Here is a 19877-nt window from a genome sequence, read left to right as displayed (position 1 = left end):
TGCTAGGCGCATTGTGCGACTAGCTATTCGTCGCACTCTAGCTGACGCCCCGCCAGCAGAAGGTCGCACCTCGTGTTCCGAGGGTCACCGGTCGCAGTTGCCTGGGATGTTCCGGGCGGGCATACCGTGACCAAACGGCCGGCGCGCACATGCAGGCGGGCGTGGGGGCCGTCGTCAGGCCAGAGCCGTACGGATGGTGGTGCGGAGCCAGCGTTGGGGTGGGTCGGCGTCCAGGCGGGCGTGCCAGAGGAGGCGGACGTCGAGTTCGGGGAGGTCCGCGGGCAGCGCGAACCAGCGGATGCCGAGCGTCGCCCCGTACTGCTCGGCGAGGCGCTGCGGGACCAGGCCGACGTAGCCGCTGGAGGCGACCAGCAGCGACGCCACCGCGAACGTCGGGACGACCGCGGCGACATGGCGGCGCAGGCCCGCCGCTTCGAGCACGTCGTCGAGCGGGCCGCGGGCCCGGCCGCGCCGGGAGGCGGACACGTGCGGGTGGCGGCACAGTTGGGCCAGGGTCGGGCGGCGGGCCGCGCCCAGCGGGCTGTCGGCGCGCACCACGCCGACCAGCCGCTCCCGGTACAGCACGGCGCTGCGGATGTCGGGCGCCGCGACATCGCCGACGCCGATGTCCAGGTCGACCGAGCCGTCCCGCAGCGCCTCGACGCTCTCGCTGCCCTCGGCCACGAAGCGCAGCACCACCCCGGGGGCGGCCGCCGCGACGGCGTCGACCACGGCGGGGGCGAGGGTCGCGGCCACGCCGTCGTTGATCCGGACGGTGAAGGTGCGCTCCAACTCGGAGACGGGCACCTCCCGGTCGCCGCTGACCAGCGCGGACGCCTCGTCGAGCAGGGACCGCACCCGCGGCGCGGTGCGCAGGGCGAACGGCGTCGGCGCCATCCCGCGGCCGGCCCGCACCAGGATCGGGTCGTCCATCGCCCGCCGCAGCCGGCCCAGCGCCCGGCTGGTCGCCGGGATGGACAGGTGCAGCCGCTCCGACGCCCCGGTGACGCTCCCTTCCTGGAGGAGCGCGTCGAACACGCGCAGGAGGTTCAGATCGAGCTGCTCGGCCATAGTTGCATGGTACGCAATGTGTGATTGCTGAAGTTGCGTGGCACGAAGGGCACCGGGGTTCGTAGCGTCGTCGGCATGCCAACCCACGCAACGATCAGCGGCCGTGCCCCGGCGCCGGACGGCCCGCGGCTCTCCCACGGCGGCGCCGCGCCGCGCGGCCTGACAGCGGTCATGTGCGCCTGCGTCGTCCTCGTCGTCGGCATGGTCGCCGCGGTCAACCTCGCCGTCCCGCTGCTCGCGTCGAGCGGGCTCCACCCGTCCGCGTCGGCGCTGATCTGGATCGTCGACACGTATGTGGTCGTCTTCGCCTGCCTGGTGATCCCGGGCGGCGCCGCGGGCGACCGGTTCGGCCGCAAGGGCGTCCTGCTCGCCGGGCTGCTGCTCTTCGCCGCGGGCGCGCTGCTCTCGGCCCTCGCGCCGGGCCTGCCGCTGCTGCTCGCCGGCCGCGCGGCCACCGGTGTCGGCGCCGCCGCGGTGCTGCCCAACACGCTGGCGGTGCTGCTGCACGCGGTGCCGGACGCACGCAAGGGCGCGGCCGTGGCCACCTGGGCGTCGATGACCGGCATCGGCGGGGTGGCCGGCAACGTCGGCGGCGGCGCGGTGCTGTCCGGGGGCGCCTGGCGCTGGCTGTTCGCCGCCGCCGTCCCGGTCGCGCTGCTGCTCGCCGCGCTCACCGCCCGGATCGCCCCGGTCTCCGCCCGCCACGACCGCCGGCTCGACCCGCTCGGCGCGGCGCTGCTGGTCGCCGCGTCGGTCACCCTGCTGCTCGGCATCGTGCAGGGCCCGGAGCAGGGCTGGGGCAGTCCGCTCGTCGTCACCGGATTCGCCTGCTCCGCCGCGCTGTTCGCGGTATGGACCCTGGTCGGACTGCGGGCCGCGCACCCCCTGCTCGACCCGCGGCTGCTGCGCCTGCCGGCCCTGCGCAGCGCCTGCCTGGGCATGACGGCGGTCTTCTTCGGGATGTTCGCGCTGTTCTACGTCAACGCGTCGTTCCTCCAGTACGTCAAGGGGTTCGGCGTGCTGCGCACGGGCCTCGGCATCATCCCGCTGACCGTGCCGCTCATGGCCGGAGCGCGCCGCAGCGGCCACCTGGCGCGGCGGATCGGCCTGGACGCCACCCTCGCGCTCGCCTTCGCCTTCGTGGGCGGCGGGCTGCTGGGCCTGTCGACGGTCGGCGCGGGCACGCCGTACGCCGCCTACGCCGGATGGCTGCTGGTCACCGGCACCGGAGTGGCACTGGCCCTGCCGGCGCTCTCCGGCGCCATCGCCGGTTCGCTGCCGCCGGCCCAGGCCGGGGTCGGCGCCGGACTCCAGGCGACCACACGGGAGTTCGGCAGCGCGCTCGGCGTGGCCGTCATCGGCACGGTGCTCACCGCGCGCTTCACCGCCGCGCTCCCGGCCGACGTCGAGGCCGCCGGTCACCCGCGCACCGTGGCGCAGGCTCTCGCCGCCGCCCCGGCCGACCGCGCGCCCGCCGTCGTCGGCGCCTTCACCTCCGGTGCGGACGCCGGGCTGCGCGCCGTCGGCGTCGCCGTCCTCGCCGCGGGCGCCCTCGTCCTCCTCCTCTCCCGCCTGACCGGCCGCGCGGACGCCCGGCTCTGACCGGAGGCGGCTGGGTGAAAGCAGCGGACCGGAGGCGGTGGACCGGGCCAACGGCGCGACGGCGCCGCGGACTTCACGCCCGGCCCACGCCCCGAGACCCCCACCCCCACGGCGCGCCCCGCACGGGCCGCCGACCACCCCACCAGCCGCGGCACCCGACGTGCCGCGGACCGAACCGAAGGAAGAACGACATGCGTGTATTCGTCACCGGAGCGACCGGCTGGATCGGCTCGGCCGTCGTCGACGAACTGCTCGGCGCCGGACACGAGGTCGCCGGGCTCGCCCGCTCGGACGCCTCGGCCGCGGCGCTCGCGGCGAAGGGCGCCCGGGCCGTCCGCGGCGACCTGGACGACCTCGGCGGCATCCGCGGCGCGGCAGCCGCCGCCGACGCCGTGGTCCACCTCGCCAACAAGCACGACTTCGCCGACCAGGCGGGCACCAACAAGGCCGAGCGCGGCGCCGTACAGGCGATCACGGACGCGCTCGCCGGCTCCGGCCGGCCCTTCGTGGTCGCCTCGGGCCTGGCGTTCCTGACCCCGGGACGGGTGGCGACCGAGCAGGACCGGTCGCCGTTCCACGGCGTCGACTCCCTGCGCGGCGGCAGCGAGAACCTCGCGCTGGAGGCGGTGGAGCGCGGGGTCGGCACCGTCGTCACGCGCTTCGCGCCCACCGTGCACGGCGCGGGCGACCACGGCTTCCTCGCCGGGATCGTGGCCACCGCCCGGGACCGGGGCGTCTCGGCGTACATCGGCGACGGCACCGACCGCTGGGCCGCGGTCCACCGCGGCGACGCGGCCCGTGTGGTGCGGCTGGCCCTGGACCGCGAAGTGGCGGCGGGCACCACGCTGCACGCCGCGGCGGAGGACGGCATACCCACCCGGCGGATCGCCGAGGTGATCGGGCGCGGTCTCGGCCTGCCGGTCGTCTCCGTCCCGGTCGGCGAGGCGGCCGGACACTTCGGCTGGCTCGCGAAGTTCTACGGCACGGACATGGCGGCGAGCAGCGAGGCCACCCGTACGGTACTGGGCTGGACGCCGCAGGGCCCGAGCCTCGCCGAGGACCTCGACGGTGGCCACTACTACCGCTGAGCCCCGCTCCTACGGCTGAGCCCGCGCCCCCGGCCACCGGCCACGCCCCCACCCGCCCCTCCCGACGCCCGCGGCGCTCGCGCCGCGGGCGTCCGGCGTACCGTCCTTCGCCGCCCTGCCGTAGGGCCCGAACCCGCATACGGCGTACGGTACTTGCCGCCCCGCCCCACATCAGCGGCGAACTCCCGCCCGGACCTGGCCACTTCGGCGTGCCAGCTGTCACCACTCCGAGTGTTGTCATGTTCACGCCATTGCGGCATCCGGTAGCAGCCCGCCCCTTCCGCCCCACCCGGCACAGCCCGCAGCATCGCTACAGCGGCCTGATCGGCCAGCCTCCACCCACAACCACGTGGGCATGCGGACGGCCGGCCGACTCCCCCCACCACCCTCGCAACTCCCACACCTTTGGAGTTCACCGGATGCACAAGTTCCGCACAGCCGCCCCCGCAAGGGCGGCCGCCGCCGCACTGCTCGCACTGTCCTGCGCCTCCCTCGCCGGACCCGCGAGCGCGGTCGCACCCAGCGTCGAGTTCGGCACCGCGCACTACGCCCAGCCCCTGCACGGCTTCTCCGGCGACAGCAACTGGGGCGGCTACGTCGCCCGCGGCTCGGGCTTCACCGACATCTCCGGCTCCTGGACGATGCCCGAGGTCACCTGCAACTCGACGAACGACCTGTACGCGCCGTGGATAGGCATCGACGGCTACGGCTCCTCGACCGTCGAGCAGACCGGCGTCCAGGTCGACTGCTCCAGCGGCAGCCCGGAGTACTCGGCCTGGTACGAGATGTACCCGGCCGCGCCGGTCTACTACGACGAGTCCGTCGACGCGGGCGACGCCTTCACCGCCAGCGTCGTGGACAACGGCGGCGGCGCGTACACCCTGAAGCTGTCCGACACCACCAAGGGCTGGTCCAAGACCACCCAGAAGTCGCTGTCCGCCGACGACGTGAGCGCCGAGGCCGTGATCGAGTCGCCCACCGGCAGCTACCCGTCCTTCGACGAGCAGGACTTCAGCGGCATCACCGTCAACGGCCAGTCCTTCGACACCTACGGCCCCGAGGCCATCGACAGCGGCCAGTACACCGAGACCGCGCTCAACGGCGGCTCGTTCTCCATCATCCCGGGCTGACGCACCGTCACATCGCGGTACGGCCAGGCGCGTTCGCGAAGGCGGCGCGCCGGCCGGCCCGGTCGACTCCCCCCACGGGATACCGGTCCCCGAGGCACCCCGCCTCGGGGACCGTACCCGTCTCACCCGGCGACCGCCCGATACCGGGCCGCGCCCGTTGCTCAGGCGCCGGCGCCGCCGTCGACCGGCAGGATCGCGCCGGTCACCATCGAGGCGCGGTCGGACAGCAGCCACGCCGCCGCCTCCGCCACCTCGCGGGGCTCGGCCATGCGGCCGAGCGGGGTGGACGCGGCGATGGCCTTCACGACGCCCGGCGTGGCCGCCTCCCACGCGTCGATCATCTCCGTGGCCGTACCGCCCGGGGTGATGCCGTTCACCCTGATCCCATGCGGCGCCCAGCTCACCGCGGCACTCTCGGTGATGCTGTTGAGCGCGCGCTTCATGGCGCCGTAGGCGGGCAGCGCCGGGTTGGCGCGGCGGCTGCCGATGCTGGAGGTGTTGACGATCGCCCCACCGCCGCCGCGCCGCATGAGGGCCGCCTCGGCGTTCATGGCGGTCCAGTGCGCGCGGAAGTTCACGGCGAACTGCTCGTCGATGACCTCGTCGCTCGTGGTGTCAAGCGGGCCGGGGTGCTGGCCGGCCGCGCCGTTGTTGAAGGCGCCGTCGAGCCGTCCGTGCAGCTGCTCGACGCGGTCGACCGCGGCGCGGACGCTCGCGCGGTCGGCGAGGTCGAGGGGGACGGCGTCCGCCGTGCCGCCGGCGGCGCGGATCTCGGCGGCGATCCGCTCCAGCGCGTCGGTGCCGCGGGAGGCGAGGACGACCGAGGCGCCCTCGGCGGCGAAGAGGTACGCCGCGGCCGCGCCGATGCCGCGGCTGGCGCCGGTGATGAGGACGACCTTGCCGGCGAGCAGGCCGATGGGGGCGGCGCCCCGATCGCCCCGGTTGCCGCCGTTGTGCTGGTTGTGCGGGTTGTTCTGATCATCCCTGTTGTTCGTCATGCGACCAGCCTCGTCGAACGGCTCGGGCGCATACAGGCACAGCCAGTACCTGGCTGGGCCGCGACGGGGGCGGCGGGTCCGCGGTAGCGGCACAGGCAAGGGGGCGCCGCCGGTCCCGTCCCGGCGGCGCCCCTGCCCGTGCCCGGCCGTCAGGCGGCCCCAGCCGTCAGGCCGTCCCGGCCGCCCCCAGCTCGCCGATCACCGCGAGGAAGGCGCGGGCGATCACTGCGTGCCCGGCCAGCACCGGGTGGACCCGGTCCCCGGCCCAGTCGGCGGGCGCGGTGTGCGCGAGGACCCGGTCGAAGGCCGCCTGCACGTCGATCAGCGGCAGCCCCTTCTCCGCGGCCACCTCGCGGGCGGCGGCGACGTAGCGGTCCGACTCGGTCCGCCAGGGGTCGGAGGTGTCGCCCTCGATGAGGTACGGCGTGGCGAGCACCAGCCGGCAGCCGGTCTCCGCAATGGCCCGGTCCAGCAGCCCGGAGAGCGTCGTGCGGTACTCCTCGACGGACACGGCCTCGTCCGCCTTGCCCTCGATGCCCCGCCAGCAGTCGTTGATGCCGATCTTCACGAACAGCCAGTCCGGCCGCTCGGCCAGCACGTCGGCCTGCCAGCGCCCGGCGAGGTCGCGCACGGTGTCGCCGGAGACCCCGCGGTTGGTCCAACGCAGGGCGAGCTCGGGGGCCTGTGCGGTCACCAGGGCCTGGATCAGGCTCACATAGCCGCCGCCGTAGGGCGCCCTGTCCTTGGTACGGCCGGCATCGGTGATGCTGTCGCCGATGAACAGCACATGGCTGCCCTTCTCGAAGGGAAGCGTGATGTCAGCGGGCATAGTCCTCGGACTCCTGTGGGTGCGCTCGGTCGGTGATCGTTCACACCGTACGAGGTCCCCTCCCCCGCAACCAGACCGTGGCCGGTGGTAACGGGCACGGCGGGCGCGGATTGCCGCGCCGGTGGGGGCGGCGCATGCTGGGGGGTATGGACGAGTCCGCCGGTGCGGGGGACGTGGGCGGCTGGGTGGTCGCGGAGCCGAGGCCCATCGCCTCGGGACCGCTGCGTCCGGTGCGGCGGCCGGTGCCGCGGCCGGGACCCGGCGAGGTCGCGGTGCGGGTCGAGGCGTGCGGGGTGTGCCGTACGGACCTCCACCTCGCGGAGGGCGATCTGCGGCCCCACCGGGCGGGCACGGTTCCGGGCCACGAGATCGTCGGCCGGGTGGTCGCCGCCGGTGAGGGCGCAGACCGCTTCGCGCCGGGCGACCGGGTGGGCGGCGCGTGGCTGCGCGGCACCTGCGGAGTGTGCCGCTACTGCCGGGCCGGCCGCGAGAACCTGTGCCCGTCGTCGGTCTACACCGGATGGGACGCCGACGGCGGCTTCACCGAACTGACGCTGCTGCCCGAGGAATTCGCCTACCCGCTGCCGGGCGGCGCCGACCCGGCCGAGCTGGCGCCGCTGCTGTGCGCGGGCATCATCGGCTTCCGCGCGCTGCGGCGCGCCGCGCTCCCGGCCGGCGGCCGGCTCGGGCTGTACGGCTTCGGGGCGTCCGCGCACCTGGCCGCGCAGGTGGCGCTCGCCGAGGGCGCGACCGTCCATGTGCTGACCCGGTCCGCCGCGGCCCGGCGGCTCGCCCTGGACCTGGGCGCCTCGTCGGCGCGCGGCGCCTACGACGCCCCGCCCGAGCCGCTGGACTCGGCGATCCTCTTCGCCCCGGTCGGCGACCTGGTGCCGGTCGCACTGGCGGCCCTCGACCGCGGCGGCACCCTGGCGGTCGCCGGCATCCACCTGTCCGACATCCCCGCGCTGAACTACCAGCACCACCTGTTCCAGGAGCGGAACCTGCGCAGCGTCACCTCCAACACCCGTGCGGACGGCCGGGACTTCCTCGCGACCGCGGAGCGGATCGGCATCCACCCCACGGTGACCCGCTACCCGCTCGCCGCGGCGGACCGCGCACTGGCCGACCTCGCCGCCGACCGCGTCAACGGCGCGGCGGTCCTCATCCCGCCCAGCGCCCCTACCAGCGACGTCAGTTGACTCACCGTCAGGTCGGTGGGCCGGGACGAGTCGTCCGCTCGGCGCGAGCCCCTTTGCCGACGGCGGCAATCGGGTGAAGTTCCGGCCCGGCCTCACGCCTGCGAGTGAGTACCGCTCCCACCCGCGGATAATGATCGTTACGTTGTTCCCCTCGGACCTTCGCGGTCGCGCCCCTGACAGACGCGCCCGCGAAGGTCCGCTCCCTTCACCCTCCCCCGGCCGTCTCCGCCGCCCCGCGCTCCGCCGCCCTCCTGGCGAGGACGCCCGCCTCCAGGACGCCCAGACCGCGGGCCGGCGGCGAGGGCGAGCGCGAGCGCGCGGGACGCCTTCTCCAGGCCGGCACGGTCCTCCGGCCCGGCCACCGCGAGCAGCCGGTCGACCACGGCGAGCGCCGCGGGCAGTTCGTCGAGGACGACGAACCCGTCACCGCCGGTCGGCATCTCCTCCTCCTTCCGCGACGGCCCGCCCGCCGGTCGAGCGGGTGTCGGAGCCGTCGGGCTCAGGCGCCGGCGGCCACCCGGCCGCCGGTCATCTCCTCGATCTTCGCCGCGAAGCCGTCCGCGGGGAGCGGGAGGTCGAGGGAGTCGTCGACGAAGCGGACGGCGGAGCGGACGTAGCCGACGACGGCGGTCGCCTCGTCGGGGACGGTCTTGCGGCGGGCGACGGCGTGCAGGCAGGTGGCCGCGGCGGCGGTCTCGCGGTCGCGGCCCTCCCGCACCGCGCGGGCCCACAACTCCTTCCCGCGGCGCGGGATCTGGTCGTGCCACCAGTTGGCCTCCTGTACCTCGCCGAGCGCGAGGTGGTGCAGGAAGAGGCAGAACTTCGCCTCGCCGTCGTCCGCGCCGGAGGCGAACTGCCACCAGAAGCGCGCGCTGTCCTCGCGGGCGGCGAGGTGCAGGACGCAGGCCAGCACCCGGGCGCCCTCGGGTTCGAGGATGCGGCTGGGGTCGTCGGCGGCCTCGACCGAACCGCTGACGAAGGCGGACATCGTCTGGAGCGCGTTGGCCTGGGTGATGACGATCTTGCACAGGTGGCGCAGGTCGTCCGCCGCGTCCAGCCGCTCGCGGTCCTCGGTCTCGCCGCGGTGGCCGGACTCCCAGCGGCCGGGCCGTACCGGCTCGCACCACAGGTCCGGGCTGGTGGCGTCGTCGAAGGTGAGCGCGCCGGACATGATGTGCCGCATCGCGGCGGCCTCGGCGAGCCGCGCCTGCGCGGCGACCAGCTCCTCACGGGTGTACTCCGGCGTGCGCAGCCGCGCCTTCGCCAGGATCTGCTCAAAAGGCATCGACACGGGCATCTTCGCGTCCCTTCAGGTCGGGGTCGAGCGCCGCGGCGAGCCGGCGCCGCGCGTCGCGGGCGGTGGAGCGGACGGTGGCCTCGGTGATCCCCAGCAGGTCCGCGGTCTGCCGGACGGTGTAGCCGAGGCTGTACCGCATGAGGAACACGTCGTGCTGGCGCTCGGGCAGCGCGTCGATGGCCTCCCACAGCGCGATGCTGACCTCCAGCGCGCCGATCGGGTCGACGGTGTCGTGCGCCAGCTCGGTGGTGAAGATGGCGTCGGCCAGCTTCTGCCGGCGGCTGCGGGAGCGGGCCGCGTCCCGTACCCGGTTCTTCACCAACCACCAGGCGTAGGCGGCCGGTTCGGGCTGGGCCAGGGCCTTGCGCCAGTGCCGGAGGAGTTCGAGCATGGCCTCGTGCACCGCGTCCTCGGCGTCCGCGCGCGAGCCCAGGTACATCTGCGCCCAGCGGACGTACGCGCCGCGGTAGAGCGCGTGGAACGCCTGGAAGTCCAGCGGCTGGACGGCGGCGTCCGGGTCCGGGTCGTCGTCGGCCTTCGCGCGGGGCAGGCGGTCGCCGTGTGCCTCGTCGTGGTTCACCGGGTGCCTCCCCGTCCGCGGCGGGCGCATCCCACGGCCCCGCCGGCAGCCGCGGGCGCGGCTCCGCTCTGATCTGTCGTCACGGCCCTCGCCGTTCCTCTCGCTGAGGGAGAAGAAGCGCCACCCCCCGTGTGCACTCCGGGACCGCACCTTCGCGGTCTTGCCTACATAGCGTTCGGCGCCGCCCAAACGTGCACCCGACGGCAGGCATATAAACGCACCAATACGTACCGACTGGTCGGTTCCGCACCGGCGCACGACCGCCCCCTGCCACCCGGCCGCCGCCCCCGCACCGGCCACCAGCGCGAACACCGGCCGCCCGACCGGTCCGTCCGCCACCGGGGGCCGCAGCGCACCGGCCCCCGCGACTCCGCTGTGACGAACACCACATCAGCATGGCCCGCCGCCCCCGGCGCCCCGCCCACCCGGCCGCCCCTCGCGCCGCGTGCGCGACCCTTCACCCGTGCACCGCGCTCGCCGTGGCCGTCGGCGCCCGCGCCCGCCCGAGGCACGGGTCATCCGCGACGGCAACCACACCATCGTCTTCACCTGGGGCCGCGGGCCCACGGGCGAGCCCGCCCCGGTTCCGTGCCCCCTGCACGGAGGCCATATTCTTGGCGTGGTACCCCCGTACGCAGTCCTTGCCACCGGGTGAATCGTCCGCCGACAGAAAGCGGTTCGCCGCCATGACACGCACGATCAAGGGCGCCGAGATCGCCCGCGCCATCCGCACCCGGGTCGCCGAGCGCGTGGCCGAGGCCGCGCCCGGCGGCCGGGTGCCCGGACTCGCGACCATCCTGGTCGGCGACGACGCCGCCAGCGCCGTGTACGTCGCCGCCAAGCGCCGCGCCATCCGCGAGGCGGGCATGCGCGACGTCCACCACCACCTGCCGGCCGACGCCACCCAGGAGCAGGTGGCGGCCGTCATCGACGCGCTGGCCGCCGACGCCGACGTGCACGGCATCCTGCTGCAACTCCCGCTGCCCCAGGGGCTCCAGGCCGCACCGCTGATCGACCGCATCCCCGTCACGAAGGACGTCGACGGCCTGACCACCGCCAGCGCCGGGCGCCTGGCGCGCGGCGAGCGCGGACTGCGGCCCTGCACGCCCAGCGGCGTCATCGAACTCCTCGACGCCGAGGGCATCGAGCTCAAGGGCGCGTGCGTCGCCGTCGTCGGCTGGGGCGAGCTGGTCGGCCGCCCGCTGGCGCAGCTGCTGCTCCAGCGCGGGGCGACGGTCACCGTCGCCCACGAGTTCACCGCCGACCTCGGCGCCGTCACCCGGCCCGCCGACGTCGTCGTGGTCGCCACCGGGGTGCGCGGACTGGTGGGCCCGGAGCACATCAAGCCGGGCGCGACCGTCATCGACGTCGGCATCCACCGCACGCCCGAGGGCCTGCGGGGCGACGTCCGCACCGCCGAGCTCGACGGCATCGCGGGCCGCATCACCCCCGTGCCCGGCGGGGTCGGCCCGATGACGATCGCGATGCTCCTGGTCAACACCCTCCAGGCCGCCGAGTGGGACGCCGAGCGCGAGCCCGTCCCCGCGTAGCGCGTGGCCGCGCGGCCTCCCCCACGTCCTCCGGGACGGGCTCGGGGGCCGCGTCGGCCGGGGCTCGTGCTGGGGTACGCCGCCGGTCCGGCGACGCGACGGGGAGCTACGGGCGCGCGTCGGGCGCGTCGGGCGCGTCGGCGAGGTAGGTGCGGGCGCGGGTGCGGACGACGTCGGGCAGGTCGCCGGCGGCGAGGTCGGCGAGCTTGGTGGTCTCCAGCACCTCGCGCAGGCTGGTGCGGACCGCGCGCCAGACGTCGGGCAGGGGCGCGGCCGGGCCCGGGTAGCTCAGCCCGGTGAGGCTGAGGTCGCGGACGTTGGCGAGCGGGCCGTCGACGACCCGGATGACGTCGGCGAGCGAGATCTCGTCGGCGGGCAGCGCCAGCGCGTAACCCCCTTCGGGGCCGCGGATGCTCTGCACGAGGCGGCTCATCCGCAACTCCCGCAGAATGCCGAAGAGAAAGCGGACCGGGATGTCCTGGCGGGCCGCCAGCTTCTCCGCGGTGAGCGGGACCTCGGAGGCCGCGAGTTCGGCCATCGCCCGCACCGCGTAGTCGGTCTTGGCTGTGATCCGCACGGCCCAACTCTCTCACAGACCCGCCGGACCGGCCCCGTACGGGCGCGGTCCGGCGCCCGGACCGGAGTCCGGCTGGAGTCCGGGTGGAGTCCCGGGGGATTTGGCGCAACGCCCTTGCCGAGTGCAGGTATTTCACTGAAATAGTGAATTACGGGCCCCGGCCCGCCCCAGCGCCCTTCGTCCGCACAGGAGGCTCCCATGTCGTCAGGCATGCCGTCAGGAAATCCCGCCCGGACGGTCGCCGTCGTGGGAGCCGGCGCGGCGGGCACCATGGTCGCGATCCAGTTGTGCGAAGCGGGGCGGCGCCGCGGGTTCCGCTTCGAGCTGGTGCTCGTCGACCCGGCGCCGGAGGCGGGCCGCGGCGGCGCGTACGCCACCCGCGACCCGCGGCACCGCCTCAACGTCCCGGCGGGCAACATGAGCTGCCACCCCGACGACCCCGGGCACTTCGTCCGCTGGCTGTGCCGCCACGGCGAACCCGACGTCAGCCCCGCGGACTTCGCGACGCGCTACCGTTACGGCGCCTACCTGGCCGACACCCTCGGCCAGGCCGTCATCGCCGCCCGCGGCACCGTCCGCGTACGGCGGCTGCGCACCCGCGTGACCGGATACGCCGAAGCCGGCGCCGCCGCCCGGCTCACCCTGGCCGACGGCGGCACGCTGGACGCGGACTGCGTGGTGCTGGCCACCGGCCCGGCCGCGCCCGACGCCGGCTGGGCGCCCGGCGCGCTGGCCGCCGACCCGCGCTTCGTCGCCGACCCCTGGGCGCCCGGGGCCCTGGACGCGCTGCTGGCCGAGGGCGAGAACGGCGACGTGCTGCTGGTCGGCACCGGCCTGACCGCGATGGACCTGGCCATGACGCTGGACCGGCCGGGGCGCACCCTGCACGCGGTGTCCCGCAACGGCCTGCTGCCGCAGGCGCACGCGGTGGCGCCGCTGCCGCCCGCGCCGCTGCCCCCGGCGCTGCGCGCCGAGCACACCCCGGACCTGCCGCTGAGCCGGCTGCGGGCGGCCGTGCACCGCCACGTGGGCCGCACGATCCGCGCCCAGGGCGACTGGCGGCCGGCGGTGGACGGGCTGCGCCCGGTCACGGCCCGGCTGTGGACGTCGCTGACGGCGCGGGAGCGGGCGGAGTTCCTGGCGTGCGACAGCGCGCTGTGGAACGTCCACCGGCACCGTATGCCGCCGGCCACCGCGGAGTGCGTGGCGCGGATCGCCCGGGCCGGTCGGCTGCGCACCCACCGGGGCCGGGTGGTCGCGGCCGGCGAGGGCCCGGGCGGCCTGGCCGTCACCGTCGCCGGCGGCGGCGCCCGGCGGGAGTTGGCGGTGGGGTGGGTGCTGGACTGCACCGGGCCGGGCCGCACCGCGGACCCGCTGTGGCAGGGCCTGCTCGCCGGCGGCCGCGCGGTGCCCGACCCGACGGGGATGGGCGTCGCCACCGCCGACGGGCGGCTGCTTTCCGCGCACGGCCGCGCGGACCGGCATCTGTGGACACTCGGGGCGCCGCGCCGGGGCGAGTTGTGGGAGACCACCGCGGTCCCGGAGATCCGGGTGCAGGCCGCGGCCGTGGCGGCGGCGGTGTTCGGCGCGCTGGCCGGCCCGCGGCCCGCGCGGCGGCCGCGGCGCCCGGCCGACGGCATGGGGTTCGCGCTGTCCACCGGCGCGGACTCCGCGGCGGCCTACCGCGCCGGGGTGGCGCGGCTGCTGAAGGTGAGCGCCGGCGCCGAGGACGCGTTCGCCCGCGCCACCGCGCTCGACCCGGGCTTCGCGCTGGGCCACGCCGCCCTCGCGCTGGTGGGCCACGAGACCGGCGCGGACGTGGACGTGGCCGGCGCGCTGGCCGCCGCCGAGCGCTCGGCGCGCGAACGCGCCGACGACCGCGAGCGGGCGTTCGTGGACGTCGTCTCCCGCCGGGTGCGCGGCACCGCCGCCGACGGCGACGCGGCGCTCGTGCGGTATCTGGGCGCGCATCCCGGTGACGCGCTCGCGCTGGCCGTCGCGGTGCCGACCATCGCCTTCTCCGGCCTGCACGACCTGGAGGAGGTCAGCGCGCTGCGCCTGGTCGAGCAGACCGCCGCCGCGCACGCCGGGCACTGGTTCCATACCTCGCTGCTGGCCTTCCTGCGCCAGGAGCAGGGCCGTTACGACGAGGCCGGGGTGCTGGCCGAGCGGGCGCTCGCCGCCGAGCCCGCGTCCGGGCACGCCATGCACGCGCTGGCCCATGTGCACTACGAGTGCGGCGACCACGAGGCGGGCCGGGCGCGGCTGGACGCCTGGCTGGCCTCGCGCGGCCGCGGCAGCGCCCACCGGGCGCACTTCTCCTGGCACGCGGCCCTGCACGAGCTGGCGTTGGAGGACACCGGCGCGGTGCGGCGGCGCTGGGCGGGGCAGCTCGCGCCGGCGAAGGTGCGCGGGGTGCGGGCGCTGGTGGACTCCGGCTCGCTGCTGTGGCGGGCCCGGGTGACGGGCAGTTGGGCCGGCCGGGTGCCGATCGACGACGTGCTGGGCGCGGTGGGCGCGGAGATCCTGGAGCGCCCGGCGACCGCCTTCACCGCGCTGCACGCGGCGCTCGCGCTCGCGGCGGCCGACGACCTGGCGGGTCTGAACCGGCTGCGCGTGCACGCGCTGGGGGCCGACGCGGTGCAGCGGGAGGTGGTCGCGCCGCTGTGCGAGGCGCTGGCCTGCGTCGTGGAGGAGCAGTGGGCGGAGGCGGCCGGGCGCCTGGAGCGGGTGCTGCCGCTGCTGGGCGGGGTGGGCGGCAGCGCCGCGCAGCGCGAGGTGGTGGAGGAGACGATGCTGTACGCGCTGGTGTCGGCCGGCCGGCACCGGGCGGCCCGGCTGCGGTTGGAGGAGCGGTTGGCCCGCCGTTCCTCGCCGCGGGACGACCGCAGTCTGGCGGCGCTGTCGATGGCGTGAAACCGCCGCCGACCGGGGCGCCTCCCCGGGGCCCACTACCCGGCAGGCACCCCGGTCGGCGGCGGCGGAGTATGGTTCCGGTTCTGCGGCACCATGTCCGAAGTATGCTTCCGGTACAACGCAACTGTGTCCGAAGAGAGCCGCGCACCGCCCGGTTCAGGACCGAATCCCGTGGGTACGTGCTGTCCATGGTGTTCACTTTGCTTCGGGAAAGGACACAGTGTGGTGATCAGCGCGTCGGGGGATGCCTCCGCCGGGTCCGAACCTCCTGAACGCCGGACCCCTCGGCTTGCGGGTCGTGACCAGCCCGCGAGGCTTTCCGAGTCGATCTTCCGCATTCCTGTCGCATTGCTTCGCGACGCGGACTCGCCTCGGTTGGAGGGTATAGATCGCAACCACGTACGTTCTCTGGTGGCGACCGAGGGAAAACTCCCACCCATCATCGTGCATCGTCCGACAATGAAGGTTGTCGACGGGATGCACCGTCTGCATGTGGCGCGATTGAACGGCCAGCGGGAGGTAGAGGTCCGTTATTTCGACGGATCGGAATGGGAAGCGTTCCTGCTGGCCGTGGAGTTGAACATGCGGCACGGATTGCCGCTGACCTTGTCGGACCGCAAGAAGTCGGCCATGAAGATCCTCGAGGGCTGCCCGGAGTGGTCGGACCGGGGCATAGCCGCCCGAACGGGATTGTCCGGCAAGACCGTTGGCGCGCTGCGCCGGAAGGCGGCGGGCCGCATCGCGCAGGCGCCGGTGCGGGTCGGCCGGGACGGCCGGGCCCGGCCGCTGCACCGGGAGGAGAGCGGCCGGGCGGCCGTCGGGCTGCCGCCCGGCCGGTCCGCGGACCCGCCGGCGGAGCGGCTCGCGGGCCGGCCCGTCGGGCCGGCCCGGGAGCAGCTCGGGGCGGCGCTGCCGGCGCCCCGCAGCCGCTTCACCCCGCGGCTGGTCGGCGGCGAACGCGCCGACGGCGCCGCGGTGTCCGGGCCGGGGGCGCTGTCCGCGGCGGCGCCGGCCGCGCACGCCCTGGGCGGGTACGCCGACCCGGACACGCAGTTGGCGTCGCTGAAGCGCGATCCGGCGCTGAAGTACAGCAAGGACGGCCGGGAGATGATCCGCTGGCTGGAGACGCATGTCGTCCGGGACGCGGATCTGGGGCTGGTGCTCCAGGCCCCGGCCCATCAGGCCAGGAAGATCGCCGTCCTGGCGCGGGCGTGCGCGGCGAACTGGAACGGCATCGCCATGCGGATGGACCTCGCGGGCGACGACGCCCCGCCGTCGTCGGGCTGATCCGTCCGGCCGGTGCGGCCCCGCCCGGGGCGGCCGGACTCCGGCGCTCGTGTCGACTGAGGAATTTCCTCAGTCGACACGGCCCCCGGACGGCCGCGCGCCGCGCTTCAGTTGGGGTACCAGCCGAAGGCCGAGGACGGGCGCGGGCCGGCGGCCACGTCGAGGCGCGGGTCGACGGTGAGGATCGCGTGGTGCAGCCGCTGCAACTGCGGCGAGGGGTCGACGCCCAGGTCCTCCACCAGCCGTGCGCGCAGCCGCTGGTAGACGTCGAGTGCGGTCGCCTGGCGGCCCGAGCGGTACAGGGCGACCATCGCCTGGGCGTGCAGGCCCTCGTGTTCGGGGTGGCGGGCGATCAGGTCGGTGAGCTCCGCGATGAACTCCCGGTGCCGGCCCAGCCGGAGTTCGGCGTCGATCCGCCGCTCCACGGCCACCAGCCGGCTCTCCTCCAGCCGGGCCGCCTCGATCTCCAGCACCGGTCCCATCCGCACGTCGACCAGCGCGCTGCCGTCCCACAGGTCGAGGGCGCGCCGCAGCAGGTCGGCGGCGGTGACGTCGTCGCCCACGTCGTAGGCGCGCTGGCCGGTGGCGACCAGGCGCTCGAACTCGTGGACGTCGACGTGCTCGGGCCGCACCTGGAGCAGGTAGCCGCCGTAGCGGGTGACCAGGACGTCCTTGGCGGTGCCCGGCTCGTCCGGTCCCATCGCCCGGCCGAGCCGCCGGCGCAGCTGGAGGATGTACGTCTGGAGCGTGGTCAGCGCGCTGGCCGGCAGGTTGCTGCCCCAGATCTCCTCCATGAGGGTCGAGATGGGCACCACCCGGCCGGGGTAGAGCGCCAGCAGCGCCAGGATCTGGCGGGGCTTACTCGCGGTGGGGACGACGGTCAGTCCGTTGACATCGACCTGTAAGGGGCCAAGGACCTTCGCTCTCACTGGTTCCTCCTCGCGTCGGCCGGCCGCACGTGGACGAGCCGGCACCGAATCCGATCCGTAGCGCATGTCGCACGGGCACAATCACGCGGCCTCTCTCTGCGAAACGAGCCGTCGAGTACGTAACCACTGACGCGACCCGACTCCACAGGTTGTCCGCCGCTCTTCCGACGGTTCTCCAACGGCGCATGAGGCGTTGTCGAACCGCGAGGGGCGGACCAGCGCGATTCTCGCGACCGGTCGCCGGAGCGGCAAGTGCGGCTCTGACGTACTGTCAGGGAACGCCTGCTGTCCGTCACGAACAGGTCAGGCGACCCTTGAGCCGGGTGGGGCGCGGCGGTCCGGTGGGACGGGTGGGAGCCGCCACCGGAAACCGGCGGCCGGAACCTGTGGCAGCCGCCGCGCCCGGGCCGGCCGGCACGTCGCCGTCCGTGACGGACGCCCGGCCGACTTCCCCTGGGGCACGCCCGCTCGGCCCGGTCGCGGCCGGCTGTCACATGTTCCGGCCGCCGGCCGTCATAGCAGTGACCGACGAAGCCGCGTCCCGACGCGCACGCCCCACCCCGCTGACCGGAGCCGTGGAGAACGGCCTCCCCGACCTCTTGCGAGCTGGCATGACTACCAAGAATGAGCAACCGATCACACAAAGTGTCAGGTCGGGGCCCAAAGACGGCTTCACCGCGGGCTATGCCCGGCTGGTGAGCGGGCGCCGCTCGAAGTGGGCGGTGCTGGTGATATGGCTGGTCCTGATCGCGGCCGGCGGATCGCTCGGCGCCAAGATCGGCCACGTCCAGAACAACGACCAGGAGACCTGGCTGCCCTCCAGCGCCCAGTCCACCCAGGCGGTCAAGATCGCCGAGAAGCACTTCGCGGACCGGCACACCAGCGGCGCGGTGATCGTCTACACCCGCGCCGGCGGCCTCACCGCGGCCGACACCGCGAAGATCACCGCGGACAGCGGCGCCCTGAAGGACGTCGCCGTCGGCCCGGTGTCCGCCCCCGAGTTCTCCACCGACCACGTCGCCGCCTTCATCAGCCTGCCGCTGCGCACCAGCCCCAGCGACAACAACGTGCTCACCCACGCCGTGGACCGGTCGGAGAAGGTCGTCCGGGACGGCGCGCCGGCCGGGCTCGAGACCAAGGTGTCCGGTGAGGCAGGCAGCATCCGGGACTTCGCCGACGTGTACAGCGGGATGGACGGCGCCCTGCTGGGCGCGGCCCTCGCCGTGGTCGCGATCCTGCTGCTGCTGACCTACCGCAGCCCGGTGCTGTGGCTGGTGCCGCTGCTGTCGGTCTTCCTGGCCGCGGAGGTGGCCAGCGGCGTGGTGTACCTGTTCGCCGCGCACGCCGGGCTGCTCGTCAACGGCCTGAGCACGTACATCCTGATGATCCTGTGCGTGGGCGTCGGCACGGACTACGCGCTGCTGCTGATCGCCCGCTACCGCGAGGAACTGCACCGGCACGAGGACCGGCACGAGGCGATGCGGATCGCGGTGGGCCGCTCGATCTCGGCGCTGTCGGCCTCCGCGGCCACCGTCGTGCTGGCCTCGCTGTGCCTGGTCTTCGGCCGGATGACCTCCACCCGCGGGCTCGGCCCGGTGGTGGCGATCGGCATCGCGGTGGTGTTCCTGGCGATGACCTCGCTGCTGCCCGCGCTGCTGGTCGTACTCGGCCGCTGGACGTTCTGGCCGTTCGTGCCGCGCCACACCCCCGGCTACCGGGCGGGCGCGGAGCAGGAGCACGGCGCCTGGGCCAGGGTGGCCGGCGCCGTCGCCCGCCGGCCGCGGGTGGTGTGGGCCTGCTGCATCGTGGTGCTGGCCGCCCTCGCCGCCGGCACCGCCACGGTGGAGACCGGCCAGACCCAGGCCCAGCAGTTCACCAAGTCCGTCGGCTCCATCGAGGGCCAGAAGGTGCTGGCCGCGCACTTCCCCGCCGGCGCCTCGGAGCCCGCCGACGTCTACGTGCCCAGCCAGGCCGGCGACAGCGCGCTGCGCGTGGTGGAGTCCGTGCCCGGCGTGCAGAGCGCGGACATCGAGCGCACCGCGGGCGGCTGGACCCACATCACCGCGGTCTTCAAGGACGCCCCGGACACCCCGGCCGCCCGCGCCACCGTCCACCGCATGCGCAGCGCGCTGGGCAGCGCGCCGGGCGAGACCTCCGACGCGGTCGTGGGCGGCCAGAGCGCCATCGCCCTCGACACCGCGAACGCCACCAAGGACGAGGAGATGCTGCTCATCCCGCTGGTCCTGCTGGTGGTCCTGGCCATGCTGATGCTGGTGCTGCGGTCGGTGGTCGCGCCGATCGTGCTGCTGCTGTCGGTGATCCTGTCCTACGCCGCCGCGGTCGGCGCCGCCTCGCTGCTCTTCCACGCGATCGGCTACCCGCACATGGACCGCAGCCTGCTGCTGATCGGGTTCCTGTTCCTGGTCGCCCTCGGCGTGGACTACACGATCTTCCTGATGGCGCGGGTGCGCGAGGAGGTCCGGCGCCGCGGGCACCGCGAGGGCGTGCTCACCGGCCTGACCGTCACCGGCGGGGTGATCACCTCCGCGGGGATCGTCCTGGCGGCCACCTTCTGCGTACTGGCCACCATCCCGACCGTCTCCTCGCTCCAGGAGGGCCTGCTCATCGCGGTCGGCATCCTGCTGGACACCTTCCTGGTGCGCAGCCTGCTGGTGCCCGCCCTGTCGCTGTCGATCGGCCCGGGCATCTGGCGCCCGGGCCACCCCGAGACCCAGGCGCCGCCCGACGGCGGGCGCCCGGTGGAGACCACCCGCGCGGACGTCGGCGCCTGACCGGCCGCGACGGGTGACGAGGGGCGTCGCGC

The 19877-nt window shown here is 75.0% G+C and carries 15 protein-coding genes; 8 read left to right on the top strand and 7 right to left on the bottom strand.

The window, feature by feature from the left end; genetic code table 11:
• Positions 1 to 174 precede the first annotated feature (174 nt).
• On the bottom strand, positions 175 to 1071 hold the full coding sequence (locus AC3EVP_RS29480) for a LysR family transcriptional regulator (protein ID WP_335979405.1): 897 nt from the start codon (positions 1069 to 1071) through the stop codon (positions 175 to 177).
• Between the two features lie 75 nt (positions 1072 to 1146).
• Here AC3EVP_RS29480 and AC3EVP_RS29475 point away from each other — a divergent pair, with 75 nt between their 5' ends.
• The 3 genes from AC3EVP_RS29475 to AC3EVP_RS29465 all read left to right on the top strand — a co-directional run bounded on the left by AC3EVP_RS29475 (position 1147) and on the right by AC3EVP_RS29465 (position 4891).
• On the top strand, positions 1147 to 2673 hold the full coding sequence (locus AC3EVP_RS29475) for an MFS transporter (protein ID WP_435135089.1): 1527 nt from the start codon (positions 1147 to 1149) through the stop codon (positions 2671 to 2673).
• Positions 2674 to 2864: 191 nt separating this feature from the next.
• The gene (locus AC3EVP_RS29470) at positions 2865 to 3761 is read left to right on the top strand and encodes an NAD-dependent epimerase/dehydratase family protein (RefSeq protein WP_435135087.1); all 897 of its coding nucleotides are present in this window, start codon (positions 2865 to 2867) and stop codon (positions 3759 to 3761) included.
• Positions 3762 to 4180: 419 nt separating this feature from the next.
• Entirely contained in the window at positions 4181 to 4891 is a 711-nt protein-coding gene (locus AC3EVP_RS29465) for a G1 family glutamic endopeptidase (protein WP_435135084.1), read from the top strand.
• Positions 4892 to 5052: 161 nt separating this feature from the next.
• On the opposite strand, the gene AC3EVP_RS29460 is transcribed toward AC3EVP_RS29465, so the two are convergent.
• Together AC3EVP_RS29460 and AC3EVP_RS29455 are read right to left on the bottom strand one after the other, a co-directional pair.
• Positions 5053 to 5889 (bottom strand): SDR family NAD(P)-dependent oxidoreductase, encoded by an 837-nt coding sequence (locus AC3EVP_RS29460; protein ID WP_435135081.1) that lies wholly within the window; start codon positions 5887 to 5889, stop codon positions 5053 to 5055.
• 166 nt (positions 5890 to 6055) lie between these two features.
• Entirely contained in the window at positions 6056 to 6718 is a 663-nt protein-coding gene (locus AC3EVP_RS29455; RefSeq protein WP_435135078.1) for an SGNH/GDSL hydrolase family protein, read from the bottom strand.
• Between the two features lie 146 nt (positions 6719 to 6864).
• Between AC3EVP_RS29455 and AC3EVP_RS29450 the strand changes: the two genes are divergently transcribed.
• Complete coding sequence (locus AC3EVP_RS29450; protein ID WP_435135075.1) at positions 6865 to 7917, top strand: zinc-binding alcohol dehydrogenase family protein; 1053 nt, start codon at positions 6865 to 6867, stop codon at positions 7915 to 7917.
• Between the two features lie 499 nt (positions 7918 to 8416).
• Here AC3EVP_RS29450 and AC3EVP_RS29445 read toward each other — a convergent pair whose 3' ends face one another.
• Together AC3EVP_RS29445 and AC3EVP_RS29440 are read right to left on the bottom strand one after the other, a co-directional pair.
• Entirely contained in the window at positions 8417 to 9202 is a 786-nt protein-coding gene (locus AC3EVP_RS29445; protein WP_335979387.1) for a hypothetical protein, read from the bottom strand.
• Positions 9192 to 9794, bottom strand: a complete 603-nt coding sequence (locus tag AC3EVP_RS29440; RefSeq protein WP_335979386.1) for a sigma-70 family RNA polymerase sigma factor — start codon at positions 9792 to 9794, stop codon at positions 9192 to 9194. Before AC3EVP_RS29440 ends, AC3EVP_RS29445 begins: the two co-directional genes overlap by 11 nt.
• A gap of 686 nt (positions 9795 to 10480) precedes the next feature.
• On the opposite strand from AC3EVP_RS29440, the gene AC3EVP_RS29435 reads away from it, so the two are divergent.
• On the top strand, positions 10481 to 11344 hold the full coding sequence (locus AC3EVP_RS29435) for a bifunctional 5,10-methylenetetrahydrofolate dehydrogenase/5,10-methenyltetrahydrofolate cyclohydrolase (protein WP_335979385.1): 864 nt from the start codon (positions 10481 to 10483) through the stop codon (positions 11342 to 11344).
• A 106-nt stretch (positions 11345 to 11450) separates the two neighbouring features.
• Here AC3EVP_RS29435 and AC3EVP_RS29430 read toward each other — a convergent pair whose 3' ends face one another.
• A complete protein-coding gene (locus AC3EVP_RS29430; protein ID WP_435135070.1) occupies positions 11451 to 11921 on the bottom strand; it encodes an RrF2 family transcriptional regulator in 471 nt (156 codons plus the stop codon).
• A gap of 198 nt (positions 11922 to 12119) precedes the next feature.
• Here AC3EVP_RS29430 and AC3EVP_RS29425 point away from each other — a divergent pair, with 198 nt between their 5' ends.
• Positions 12120 to 14837 (top strand): FAD/NAD(P)-binding protein, encoded by a 2718-nt coding sequence (locus tag AC3EVP_RS29425; RefSeq protein WP_435135067.1) that lies wholly within the window; start codon positions 12120 to 12122, stop codon positions 14835 to 14837.
• Between the two features lie 459 nt (positions 14838 to 15296).
• Positions 15297 to 16124: a hypothetical protein gene (locus AC3EVP_RS29420; RefSeq protein WP_488179831.1), complete on the top strand. Its 828-nt coding sequence runs from the start codon at positions 15297 to 15299 to the stop codon at positions 16122 to 16124.
• A gap of 107 nt (positions 16125 to 16231) precedes the next feature.
• Here the strand turns inward: AC3EVP_RS29420 and AC3EVP_RS29415 are convergent, their stop codons facing one another.
• The gene (locus AC3EVP_RS29415) at positions 16232 to 17053 is read right to left on the bottom strand and encodes an AfsR/SARP family transcriptional regulator (protein ID WP_335979377.1); all 822 of its coding nucleotides are present in this window, start codon (positions 17051 to 17053) and stop codon (positions 16232 to 16234) included.
• A 695-nt stretch (positions 17054 to 17748) separates the two neighbouring features.
• Between AC3EVP_RS29415 and AC3EVP_RS29410 the strand changes: the two genes are divergently transcribed.
• Complete coding sequence (locus tag AC3EVP_RS29410) at positions 17749 to 19845, top strand: MMPL family transporter (protein ID WP_435135060.1); 2097 nt, start codon at positions 17749 to 17751, stop codon at positions 19843 to 19845.
• Positions 19846 to 19877 lie beyond the last annotated feature (32 nt).

Source organism: Actinacidiphila sp. bgisy144, assembly GCF_057708105.1.
This window is presented reverse-complemented; position numbering and strand designations above follow the sequence as displayed.

Bases quoted from the DNA above. Each gene is read 5' to 3' on its own strand.
- AC3EVP_RS29420 (WP_488179831.1), top strand. From the start codon at position 15,297: ATGAAGGTTGTCGACGGGATGCACCGTCTGCATGTGGCGCGATTGAAC.
- AC3EVP_RS29465 (WP_435135084.1), top strand. From the start codon at position 4,181: ATGCACAAGTTCCGCACAGCCGCCCCCGCAAGGGCGGCCGCCGCCGCA.
- AC3EVP_RS29455 (WP_435135078.1), bottom strand. From the start codon at position 6,718: ATGCCCGCTGACATCACGCTTCCCTTCGAGAAGGGCAGCCATGTGCTG.
- AC3EVP_RS29445 (WP_335979387.1), bottom strand. From the start codon at position 9,202: ATGCCTTTTGAGCAGATCCTGGCGAAGGCGCGGCTGCGCACGCCGGAG.
- AC3EVP_RS29450 (WP_435135075.1), top strand. From the start codon at position 6,865: ATGGACGAGTCCGCCGGTGCGGGGGACGTGGGCGGCTGGGTGGTCGCG.
- AC3EVP_RS29460 (WP_435135081.1), bottom strand. From the start codon at position 5,889: ATGACGAACAACAGGGATGATCAGAACAACCCGCACAACCAGCACAAC.
- AC3EVP_RS29435 (WP_335979385.1), top strand. From the start codon at position 10,481: ATGACACGCACGATCAAGGGCGCCGAGATCGCCCGCGCCATCCGCACC.
- AC3EVP_RS29475 (WP_435135089.1), top strand. From the start codon at position 1,147: ATGCCAACCCACGCAACGATCAGCGGCCGTGCCCCGGCGCCGGACGGC.
- AC3EVP_RS29425 (WP_435135067.1), top strand. From the start codon at position 12,120: ATGTCGTCAGGCATGCCGTCAGGAAATCCCGCCCGGACGGTCGCCGTC.
- AC3EVP_RS29470 (WP_435135087.1), top strand. From the start codon at position 2,865: ATGCGTGTATTCGTCACCGGAGCGACCGGCTGGATCGGCTCGGCCGTC.
- AC3EVP_RS29480 (WP_335979405.1), bottom strand. From the start codon at position 1,071: ATGGCCGAGCAGCTCGATCTGAACCTCCTGCGCGTGTTCGACGCGCTC.